This window comes from Kitasatospora sp. NPDC059827, assembly GCF_042731675.1.
Lineage (GTDB): Bacteria > Actinomycetota > Actinomycetes > Streptomycetales > Streptomycetaceae > Kitasatospora.
Map to the genome: position 1 here is coordinate 1 of NZ_JBHWIV010000053.1, position 8,698 is coordinate 8,698.

Annotated in this window: 7 protein-coding genes; 1 reads left to right on the forward strand and 6 read right to left on the reverse strand. The window is 73.6% G+C overall.

Going from position 1 to position 8,698, the window contains the following annotated elements; all coding sequences use genetic code 11:
• Positions 1-24: 24 nt before the first annotated feature.
• Together ACFV8H_RS27920 and ACFV8H_RS27925 are read right to left on the reverse strand one after the other, a co-directional pair.
• Positions 25-1,254 carry a PLP-dependent aminotransferase family protein gene (locus tag ACFV8H_RS27920; protein WP_380405286.1) on the reverse strand — a complete coding sequence of 410 codons (1,230 nt, stop codon included), beginning with the start codon at positions 1,252-1,254 and terminating at the stop codon, positions 25-27.
• A gap of 65 nt (positions 1,255-1,319) precedes the next feature.
• Complete coding sequence (locus ACFV8H_RS27925; protein WP_380405206.1) at positions 1,320-2,516, reverse strand: alpha-hydroxy acid oxidase; 1,197 nt, start codon at positions 2,514-2,516, stop codon at positions 1,320-1,322.
• A 122-nt stretch (positions 2,517-2,638) separates the two neighbouring features.
• Here ACFV8H_RS27925 and ACFV8H_RS27930 point away from each other — a divergent pair, with 122 nt between their 5' ends.
• Positions 2,639-3,895, forward strand: coding sequence for an RNA-guided endonuclease InsQ/TnpB family protein (locus tag ACFV8H_RS27930; protein ID WP_380405209.1), 1,257 nt, complete (start codon positions 2,639-2,641; stop codon positions 3,893-3,895).
• 13 nt (positions 3,896-3,908) lie between these two features.
• On the opposite strand, the gene hppD is transcribed toward ACFV8H_RS27930, so the two are convergent.
• From hppD to ACFV8H_RS27950, 4 genes are all read right to left on the reverse strand, one after another.
• Positions 3,909-5,051 carry a 4-hydroxyphenylpyruvate dioxygenase gene (gene hppD, locus ACFV8H_RS27935; protein ID WP_380405212.1) on the reverse strand — a complete coding sequence of 381 codons (1,143 nt, stop codon included), beginning with the start codon at positions 5,049-5,051 and terminating at the stop codon, positions 3,909-3,911.
• 132 nt (positions 5,052-5,183) lie between these two features.
• The gene (locus ACFV8H_RS27940) at positions 5,184-6,488 is read right to left on the reverse strand and encodes an MFS transporter (RefSeq protein WP_380405215.1); all 1,305 of its coding nucleotides are present in this window, start codon (positions 6,486-6,488) and stop codon (positions 5,184-5,186) included.
• Positions 6,489-6,571: 83 nt separating this feature from the next.
• Positions 6,572-7,603, reverse strand: a complete 1,032-nt coding sequence (locus ACFV8H_RS27945) for an aminotransferase class I/II-fold pyridoxal phosphate-dependent enzyme (RefSeq protein WP_380405218.1) — start codon at positions 7,601-7,603, stop codon at positions 6,572-6,574.
• Positions 7,603-8,649 carry an SAM-dependent methyltransferase gene (locus ACFV8H_RS27950; RefSeq protein ID WP_380405221.1) on the reverse strand — a complete coding sequence of 349 codons (1,047 nt, stop codon included), beginning with the start codon at positions 8,647-8,649 and terminating at the stop codon, positions 7,603-7,605. Before ACFV8H_RS27950 ends, ACFV8H_RS27945 begins: the two co-directional genes overlap by 1 nt.
• Positions 8,650-8,698: the final 49 nt, after the last annotated feature.

Consider the following 8,698-nt stretch of genomic DNA (forward strand, 5'->3'; position numbering starts at 1 on the left):
GGCCCTCCCCCTCGGCGCCGAGGCTCAGGACCGGGCGGCGAGCAGGGCGGCCAGGCCGTCCAGGCCCCGGTCGACGGTCGCCGGGTCCACCTGGCTGACGGAGAGCCGCAGTTGGCGCTCCCCGCCCGCGCCGGGGTAGAAGTGGGACATCGGCGTCCAGATCACCCCGTACCGCGAGGCGGAGAGCTCCAGCAGGGCGTCGTCCACCACGCACGGCACCGTGAGCACCAGGAAGAAGCCGCCGCGCGGCTCGTTCCAGGTCACCCCGCCGCCCGGCGGGAAGCGCCGGGCCAGGCCCGCCAGCACCAGGGCGAGGTTGCGCCGGTAGAGCGCGGCGACCTCGGTGTTGGCGGCCCGCAGGCTGTGGCCGTGTTCGAGCAGCGCGCCGCCGATCACGGCCTGGGCGATCGGCGAGGTGTTCACCGTGGTCATGCTCTTGACCATGCCGAGCAGGTCGGCCAGCAGGACGCTGCCGCCCGCGCCGTCCGCCACCAGCTGGTCCGCGACCACGTAGCCGACCCGGGCGCCCGGGAGGGCCGTCTTGGCGAAGGACCCGAGGTGGACCACCCGCCGGGCGGTGTCCAGCGCCTTGAGCGAGGGCAGCCGCTCCTCGCCCGCGAACACGCAGTACGGGTTGTCCTCCAGGACCAGGAAGTCCTCCTCGGCGGCCAGCTCCAGCAGCTCCCGGCGCAGTGCCAGCGGCAGGCTGGCGCCGCTCGGGTTGGCCACGTCCGGGACGAGGTAGAGCGCCCGGGGGCGCAGCCCCTCGGCCCGGGCGTCGGCCAGTTGCCGGCGCAGGTCGGCGAGGTCGAGCCCGTCCGGGCCGTCGGCCACCGGCCGCACCGGCAGGTCCGCCAGCAGGGCGGCGCCGGTCAGCCCGACGTAGGTGGGCGAGACGGCCAGCACCACGTCCTCGGGGCCGCGGCGCAGCGCCCGCAGCACCAGGAACATCGCCTCCTGGCAGCCGACCGTCACCACGATCGACTCGGCGGGCACCTCGATGCCCTCGTCCACCGCGAGGTGCGCGGCGATCAGCTCGTGGATGATCCCCTTGGTCCGCCCGTACTGGAGCACCTGGCGCCGGGCCTCCTCCTCGGACAGCCCGCGTTCGCCGCGCAGGTGCGCGGTGTAGCGGTCCAGGTACCGGTGGACGGCGTCCAGGTCGAAGAACTGCTCGGCCGGGCGGCCAGCCGCGAAGGAGACCGCCTCCGGGTAGCGGATGGAGATCTCGTTGAGCAGGTTCATCGAGGTCATCGCCGGGTCGGCGAGGGAGGGGTGCAGGTCGGTCAGCCGCAGCTCGTGCGGCGGGGCGGTGACGGTCACGGGGCACTCCAGGCGGGGCAGGGCATCGGGGTGGTGCGCAGGGCAGCGGCGGCGGTCAGGTCGGCGCAGCCGGCCAGGCCGAGGGCGTGCCGTAGTTCGGCGGCCAGCAGTTCCAGCACCCGGGTGCAGCCCGGTTCGCCGGCGGCCGCCAGGCCCCAGATCGCCGGGCGCCCGAGCAGCACCCCGGACGCGCCGAGGGCCAGCGCGGTGAGCACGTCCGCGCCGCCGCGCACCCCGCTGTCCAGCAGCACCTGGCAGCCGCGCCCGGCCAGCGCCTCGGCGACGGCCGGCAGGGCCGTCAACGAGGGCACCGCCCGGTCGAGTTGGCGGCCGCCGTGGTTGGAGACCACCACGGCGGAGGCGCCCAGCTCGGCGGCCCGCAGGGCGTCCGCCGGGTCGAGCACCCCCTTGACCACCAGCGGCAGCCGGGTGTGCTCGCGCAGCCAGCCGAGGTCCGCCCAGGTGACGGCGGGGGAGAGCAGCTCGGCGGTGTGCGCGGCCACCGCCGAGACCTCGGCGGTGGTCCGGTGCGCCCGCCCGGCGGCGCCGCCCTCCAGCAGCGCCGCGCGGACGTCCCCGGGCAGGGCGAAGGCGTTGCGGGCATCGCGCAGCCGGCGGCCCATGTACGGCACGTCGGCGGTGACGACCAGGCACTCGCTGCCCGCCGCCTCGGCCGCCGCGACCAGGTCGAGCAGCCGGGCCCGGTCGCGCAGCCAGTACAGCTGGAACCAGAGCGTGGCCCCGGTCGCGGCCAGCTCCTCGAAGCCGACGCTGCTGAGCGTGCCGACGGTGAACGGCACCCCCGCCGCGGCGGCCGCCCGGGCCGAGGCGAGTTCCCCCTCGGGGTGGAACAGCCGGTGGTAGGCGATCGGCGCCACCGCCACCGGCAGGGCCGAGCGGCTGGCCACCAGGGTCGCGGAGGTGTCGCAGACGGAGACGTCGGCGAGCACCCGGGGCACCACGGCCTGCCGGTCGAAGGCCGCCCGGTTGGCGGCCAGGGTGCGCTCCTGCTCCGCACCGCCGGCCAGCCAGTCCCAGACCGGGGCGCTCAGCGCGGCCCGGGCCGCCTGCTCGTACTCGGCGACGGACAGCGGCTGCCGCGGCGCGGCGGTACCCGCGGCCGGCGGGGTCAGGACCGGCGGGGTCGGGGCCAGTGGGTTCAGGGTCGGCTGGTTCAGGGCGGACGCGCTCATCGGGTACCTCCGTGGATACCCCCGGCTTTGGCTGGGGGTGGGGGTACCTCTCGATTGCGGGGGAGAACGGGACTGTCTGCGGACCGGATCAGGATGTCAGTGCCTGCCGGTAGGTTGATCGTGTGCATCTCAGGTACTCCTTTCGTATCTATCCGACGGACAGTCAGCGACGTTCGCTGGCACGTACGTTCGGGTGTGCGCGGGTGGTGTACAACGATGCGCTCGCCCTGCGGAAGGCCGCGTGGAAGACGGACAGGTCGAGGATTGCTACCGGTGCCCTGGCCAAGTCGGTGATCACCGATGCGAAGAAGACGGATGCCCGGTCGTGGCTGGGGTCGGTGTCGGTGGACGCGTTGCAGTCGTCCCTGCGCGATCTGGACACCGCGTACCGGAACTTCTTCGACTCGAAGTCCGGTAAACGGGCCGGTCGCCCGGTGGGACTGCCGGTGTTCAAATCGCGGAAGGACAACCGGCAGTCGCTGCGGTTCTCCCGCAATGGGTTCCGTATCCGGGGCAACGGGAAGCTGAACCTGGCGAAGATCGGTGACGTGCGGGTGAAGTGGTCGAGGGCGCTTCCGGCCGATCCGTCGTCGGTGACGGTCGTGCTGGATGCGGCGGGCCGCTACCACGCGAGTTTCGTGGTGGACGTGGAACCCGAGTACCTGCCCGAGGTCGATGCCGAGGTCGGCATCGACCTCGGGCTGACCACCTACGCGGTCCTCTCCGACGGCTGCGTGATCGACAACCCCCGCTTCCTCCGCAAGGCGGAGAAGAAGCTCAAGGTCGCGCAGCGGGAGCTGTCCCGCAAGGCCAAGGGGTCGAAGAACCGGGCCAAGGCCCGCCGCAAGGTCGCCAAGGCGCACGCCAAGGTGGCCGACACCCGCAAGGACTGGCTGCACAAGCAGACCACCAAGTTGATCCGCGAGAACCAAGCGGTGTACCTGGAGGACCTGAACGTGCGGGGCCTCGCCCGGGGCCGTCTGGCCAAGTCCGTCCACGACGCCGGATGGGCCACCTTCCGGTGCCTGCTCGAAGAGAAAGCGGCCCGGTACGGGCGGCACGTCGGCGTCGTGGACCGCGCGTTCCCGTCCTCCCAGCTCTGCTCGGGGTGCGGGCACCGTGACGGATCCAAACCCCTGCACGTTCGGGAGTGGGCCTGTGGCGCCTGCGGTGTGCTGCATGACCGTGACCTCAATGCTGCTCGCAACATCCTGGCCGCCGGGCAGGCGGACAGGCTAAACGCCTGCGGAGGGCCGGTGAGACCCGGCGCGGCGATCCCACGCCGGGCACGGCCCGTCGAAACAGGAACCCACCGGAACGCCGGCTGCACCGGGCGCACGCCCCGTGCCGCAGGCGCGGCCGGAATCCCCGCGCTTTAGCGCGGGGAGGATGTCAACCGGCGATTTCGCTGGCGTTGCGCTGGAGTTCGACGGCCTCGTAGAGGGCGCGGATGTTGTTGCTGCCGAAGTTGCGGGCCCGGATGCGCTCGATCACCTCGAAGAAGAAGGTGCCGCGGGGGTGCTGGGAGCGGGTGAAGATCTGGAACAGCTGGCCGTCGTGGTCCTGGTCGACCAGCAGGTTGAGCTCGCGCAGCTGGTCGAAGGAGTGCCGCAGCGGGGTCAGCCGGGCGGGCAGGGCGTCGAAGTAGGTGCTCGGGGTGCGCAGGAAGGGCACGCCGCGGGCGGCCATGGTGGAGACGGAGTGGACGGCGTCCTGGGAAGAGAAGGCCACGTGCTGGACCCCGGCGCCGCCGTGGTCGGTGAGGAAGGAGGCGATCTGGCCGCCGGCGTCCGGGGTGAGCGGCTCGATCAGGGTGAGGGTGACGCTGTGGTCGGGGCTCTGCACGACCATCGAGTCCATGCCGAGGGCGCCGACCTCGATCCGCTCTTCGAAGACCATCCGGAAGCCGAAGACCTCCTGGTAGTGCCGGACGGTCGCGCGCAGTTCGCCGGAGGGGACGCAGACCGCGAAGTGGTCGACGGAGCGCAGGCCCACCTCCGCGGCGCCGGTCACGGGGGCCGCGTCGGGCAGGCCGGGGATCCGGTCGGCGGGGACGTCCGGGCCCCGCTCGATCAGGGTGTGCACCACGTCGCCGAAGGCGCCGACCACGGCGGTGACACAGCCGTCCGCAGCCTGCGGCGGGCGCAGCCCGTCGGCGCCCCGCTCGGTCAGCGCGCGGTAGGCGGCGGTGGCGTCCGGGACCCGCAGGGCCAGTGCGGCCACGCCGTCCTCGTGCCGGGCCAGGTACGCGGTGGCGGGGTGGCCGGCGGCCAGCGGCTGGGTGAGCAGCAGCCGGATCGCGGCCTGGCCGAGCAGGGCGGAGACGCAGCGCTCGGCGCTCGCGCCGCGCTCGGTGGGCGGGACGAGCAGGTCGAAGCCGTACTCCGCGGTCAGTCGGGCGACGTCGGCGGCGAGGTCGGTGACGTAGAACTCGACGTGGTCCAGGGCGAGTTCGAACGGCTCCCCGGCGTCGGTAGTGAGGTCGGTGAGGTCGGTGAGGTCGGTGGGGAGCTCGGGAGAGGAACGGTCGGGCATCTGAGGGGCTCTCTCGTGAGGAGTGCGCGGAGGCCCGCCCCGGCGGCGGTGCGGTGCGGCAGGGCCGCCGCCGGGGGGGGCCGGTGGCGTGGTGCGGGCCTGGGTGGTGCGGGGACGGGAGGTGCGGGACGGTCAGGTGGACTGGAGGCGCGGGGCGGGCTCGGTCTCCTCGGCCGGGGCCTGGGCCGGGGCCGGGGCGAGCTCCCCGGCGGGCTGCTCCGCCGACTCCTCCTCGTCCTCCTCGTCCTCGTCGTCCTCGATCGCCGCGTCGGGCTTGCCCAGCAGGTAGAGGCCGGACAGCAGCGCGCCGATCACCATGGCGACCAGCACCGTGCGGAAGTCCAGCGCGGCGACCAGGCCGGCGCCGACGCCGATGGCGATCGCCTGCGGGGCGGTGAGGGCGAGGTTGACGGCCGCCTGGGTGCGGCCCATCAGCTGCGGCGGGGTCAGCGACTGGGCGGCGGTGGCCAGGCCGACCACGCCGGCCGGCATGCCGGCCCCGGCGATCAGCAGACCGGCCGCCACCACCCACACCGAGGGCGCCAGCAGCAGCACGGCGCCGACCCCGAAGGTGGCCGAGCCGAGCATGACGGTCTTGCGGGGGCCGAGCTTGCCGATCAGGATGCCGCCCAGCACCGAGCCGCCGAGCGCCCCGACCGCCTCCACCGTCTCCAGTACGCCCAGGAACTGCGGCGAGCGGCCCAGCCCGTGCTGGATGAGCGAGAACAGCACCGGCTGGAGGAAGCTGAGCACGGTCGCGGTGGCGGTGGTCGCGATCAGCAGCGGCAGCAGCGAGGCGGTGGAGCGCAGGTGCTGGAAGCCCGCCAGCACCTCGGTGCGCCAGTGCCGCCCGGACGGCTCCGGCTTGGACTCGGGCACCCGCAGCGCCAGGAAGGCGAGCGCGGCCGCGAGCAGGATGCCGATGTCGACCAGGGCGACGGCCCGGCCGCCGAGCCACCCGTACAGGCCGGAGCCGACCAGCGGCGCGACCAGGGTGGTGCCCGCCCGCATGGTCTGGGTGAACCCGACGGCCGCGCCGAAGTCCTGCCGCTCCGTCAGGATGGTGCGCAGCATCGCGCTCTGGGCCGGGGTGAGGACGGCCCCGGCCAGCCCGTAGAGCACCGCGGTGCCGTAGATGATCCACAGGTGGCCGCGGCCGTCGACCAGCAGCAGCGGCGAAACCGCCACCGCCAGACCGAGGTTGACCGTGACCAGCAGGGGCCGTCGGCGGACCCGGTCGGCGACCAGGCCGCCGAGCGGCAGCAGCAGCATCGGGACGGCGTAGCAGAACATGACCAGACCGGCCGCCGAGCTGCTCCCCGTCAGGACCTTGGCCCAGATGCCGAGGGCGATGAAGAGCGCGCTGTCCCCGAGGACGGACAGCGTCTGTCCCGCGATGTAGAGCCGGAACTCCGGCCGCGCCAGAAGTGGGTGCATGTCCTGTCCTGTCCTTGACTGCTGCGTGTGCGATGGGTGGTGCGGGTCCAGCGGGTCCAGCGGGTCCAGCGGGTCTGGCAGGCCTAGCGGGGCGGCGCGCCGGCGGCCCGGTGGGCGCGGGTGAAGCCCTCGATCACGGCGTCGACGGCGTCCTTCTCGCCGACGGCGATCCGGATGCCCTGGCCCGGGTAGAAGCGGACGGCCACCCCGAGCCGCTCCAGCTCCGCCTTGACCGGGAGCTGCTCCTCGGGTGAAGGCGCCGTCACCCAGAGGAAGTTGGTCAGACTCGGCGGCACCGACCGGCCCAGGGCGAGCAGTTCGGCCCGCAGCCGGTCGCGTTCGGCGGCGATCTCGGCGATCCGCCGGTCCACCTCGTCCTGGGCGGCGACGGCGGCCAGCAGGCCCGCCTCCTGGAGCCGGTTCACCGCGTACGGCACCTGGACGTCGCGCACCCGCTGGGCCACCGACTCCTCGGCGACGGCGTAGCCGATCCGCAGCGCGGCGAGGCCGTGCGACTTGGAGAGGGTGCGCAGCACCACCAGGTTGGGCCACTCGGTGATCCGGTCCGGCACCGCCGGGGCGGCCCAGCCCCGGGCGAAGTCGACGTAGGCCTCGTCCAGCAGGATCAGCGCGGTGGCCGGCACCCGGCGGAAGAAGTCGGTCAGTTCCGCCCAGGAGTAGACCGTGCCGGTCGGGTTGTGCGGGTTGCACAGCACGATGATCCGGGTGCGCCCGTCCACCCGGCCGGCCATCGCGGCCAGGTCGTGCCGGGCGTCCGGGCCGAGCGGGACGGACCGGGACTCGGCGCCGGCGATCGCGCAGAACAGCGGGTACGCGTCGAAGCAGGGGTCCGAGTGCACCACGTTGTCGCCGGGGCGGACCACGGAGTGGAAGAGGTCCAGCGCGACGCCGGCCGAGCCGTGGCCGACCACGACCTGCGCGGCCGGGACGTCCTGCCAGTCGGCGATGATCCGGGCGAAGCGCTCCGGGCGGAAGTCCGGGTAGCGGTTCAGGTCGCTGACCGCCCCCGCCAAGGCGGTCAGCACGGACGGCAGCGGCGGGTACGGGTGCTCGTTCTGGGCCAGCAGGTGTACGGCCCCGGCTGCGGCGGCCATCAGTCGGCCTGGAGGACGTAGAGCCAGCTGTGCGGGGTGGCCAGCGCCTCGACCCGGTCGATCCGCAGTCCGGCGTCGGTGAACAGCTGCTCGTAGGTCTCCTTGGTGTGCAGCGGCACGCCCATCATCGCGTGGGCCAGTTCGAAGCCGACCGAGAAGACCGGCATCGCGCTCTGGGACTCGCCCGGGCCGCGCAGCATGGTGTCGCCGAGGACGAAGGTGCGGGCCTTGGGGAAGGCCTCGCGCATCCGGGTGAAGATCGAGGAGCGGGTGCTCGGGTCGGCGAGCAGGTCGTGCAGCAGGAAGAAGCTCATCACGGTGTCGACCTCGGCCACCTCGGCGGCCTCGGCGTCGTTGTCGATCTGGGTGCCGAGCAGGCCCAGCACGTCGGCCCGCACGGCGGTGACCCGGTCCTGCATCCCGGCGGCGGCGATGTCGGCGCGGGCGATGTCGGTGGCCGGGCGGCTGATGTCGATGCCCAGGCCGCGGCTGCCCTCGCGCTGGGAGACCACCCGGCGGACCCGGGCGGAGGTGCCGCTGCCCAGGTCGGCGATGGTGCGGAAGTCGATGCCGGAGAGCACGTCGGTGAGCTGCGCGGCGAACATCGACTGGTCGCACTGGGCGGAGCCGAGGGCGACCATCGCCTCGTCGCGGTACACGTCCTGGTTGTAGTGGTGCGAGCCGGTGCTCAGGTGACCGGCGCGGCCGAACACGTCGTGGTAGCCGCCGACCGCCCAGGTGAAGTAGCCGCGGGCGGCGGCGATCTCGATGCCCGCCTCGGTGGGCAGGTAGCCGGCGCCGTCGGCCTTGAGGTAGCCGTAGTCGGCGGCGGCGCGCAGCACGGCCTCGGTGCGGGCGGTGTCGCCGCGCTGGGCGGTGGTCTCGGCGGCGGACAGCGCCTCGCCGCGGCCGATCTGCTCCAGCACGCCGATCCGGTCCAGCGCGAAGATCACGTTGGCGGCGATGAAGCCGTTGTAGGCGTCGGTCGACGAGATCGGCGCCGGGGTGACGCCGCGCCAGGTGTCGGGGATGACGGCAGTCTGCATCGGTGTGTCCATTCCTCGTGGTGGGCCGGGTCGCGGCCGCTTGGCGTGG

What these genes read in the sequence shown, in the direction of transcription:
- ACFV8H_RS27920 (WP_380405286.1), bottom strand. Translation starts at nt 1,254, where the DNA reads ATGACCTCGATGAACCTGCTCAACGAGATCTCCATCCGCTACCCGGAG.
- ACFV8H_RS27925 (WP_380405206.1), bottom strand. Translation starts at nt 2,516, where the DNA reads ATGAGCGCGTCCGCCCTGAACCAGCCGACCCTGAACCCACTGGCCCCG.
- hppD (WP_380405212.1), bottom strand. Translation starts at nt 5,051, where the DNA reads ATGCCCGACCGTTCCTCTCCCGAGCTCCCCACCGACCTCACCGACCTC.
- ACFV8H_RS27940 (WP_380405215.1), bottom strand. Translation starts at nt 6,488, where the DNA reads ATGCACCCACTTCTGGCGCGGCCGGAGTTCCGGCTCTACATCGCGGGA.
- ACFV8H_RS27945 (WP_380405218.1), bottom strand. Translation starts at nt 7,603, where the DNA reads ATGGCCGCCGCAGCCGGGGCCGTACACCTGCTGGCCCAGAACGAGCAC.
- ACFV8H_RS27950 (WP_380405221.1), bottom strand. Translation starts at nt 8,649, where the DNA reads ATGCAGACTGCCGTCATCCCCGACACCTGGCGCGGCGTCACCCCGGCG.